We start from the raw sequence: 1,015 nt of genomic DNA, 5'->3' as shown, positions 1-1,015 counted from the left end.
GTCGACGACGTCCTCGGGCCACTGGTTGGCCTCGGCCAGCAGCACCGTGTCCGGGTACTGGGTGTCGATCTCCTTGCGCACCCGCTTCAGGAAGGCGTGCGAGGCGGGCAGGTTCTCGCAGTTGGTGCCCTCGGCCGCGTAGAGGTACGGCACCGCGTCAAGACGGAACCCGTCGATGCCCAGGTCCAGCCAGAAGCGCAGGGCCGCCAGGATCTCGGTGTGGTTCATGACGAAGTCGATGATCACGCGCATGCCGCGCTGGTGGGCGGCGTCGACGAACTCCACGAAGTCGGCGAGGTCGCCGAAGTCGGGGAGCACGGCGGTGTAGTCGGCCACGTCGTAGCCGCCGTCGCGCAGCGGCGACTTGAAGAAGGGCGGCAGCCAGAGACAGTCCACGCCCAGCCACTGCAGATAGTCCAGCTTGGCGGTCAGACCCTTCAGGTCGCCGATGCCGTCACCGTCGCTGTCCTGGAAGGAGCGGACGAGCACCTCGTAGAAGACGGCACGCTTGAACCACTCCGGGTCCCGGTCCTTGACGGGAGTGTCCTCGAAGGTGTCCGGCACCGGCTCGTTCACGGTCATGACGTTCCTGGCCCTCCGTTTCGCTGTGCGGCGGGCGGTCTCGGTACGTGCAGGACATGCGCGGGAGCCCGCCCCGGCTCCAGCCGCACATAGTTGGTGCTGCCCCAGTGGTAGGTCTCGCCGGTGAGCTCGTCGCGCACCGGTACCGACTCGTGCCACTCCAGGCCGAGTTGCGGCATGTCCAACGAGACCGTGGCCTCCTGGGGGTGATGCGGGTCGAGGTTGGCGACCACGAGCACGGCGTCGGAGCCACTGCGCTTGCTGTACGCGATGACGGAGTCGTTGTCCGTCCGGTGGAAGCGGAGGTTCCTGAGCCGGTGGAGCGCGGGGTGTGCGCGGCGGATGGTGTTGAGCTTGGTGATGAGGGGGGTGAGGGTGCGGCCCTCGCGTTCGGCGGTCCGCCAGTCGCGGTGTTTGAGCTGGTACTTCTCGC

2 protein-coding genes are annotated in these 1,015 nt (G+C 67.7%); both read right to left on the bottom strand.

Going from position 1 to position 1,015, the window contains the following annotated elements:
• A partial coding sequence (locus IH50_RS0136865) for an alpha-amylase family glycosyl hydrolase (protein WP_030873028.1) occupies positions 1 to 582 on the bottom strand: 582 nt, incomplete at its 3' end.
• The coding region (locus IH50_RS0136860; protein ID WP_030873025.1) for an alpha-glucosidase C-terminal domain-containing protein at positions 579 to 1,015 on the bottom strand (437 nt) is incomplete at its 5' end. The genes IH50_RS0136860 and IH50_RS0136865, both read right to left, overlap by 4 nt.

It is taken from the genome of Streptomyces sp. NRRL S-37 (assembly GCF_000721605.1).
Classification (GTDB): domain Bacteria; phylum Actinomycetota; class Actinomycetes; order Streptomycetales; family Streptomycetaceae; genus Streptomyces.
Note: the sequence above shows the minus strand (reverse complement) of the source record. Positions and strands in the feature narration are given on the sequence as shown.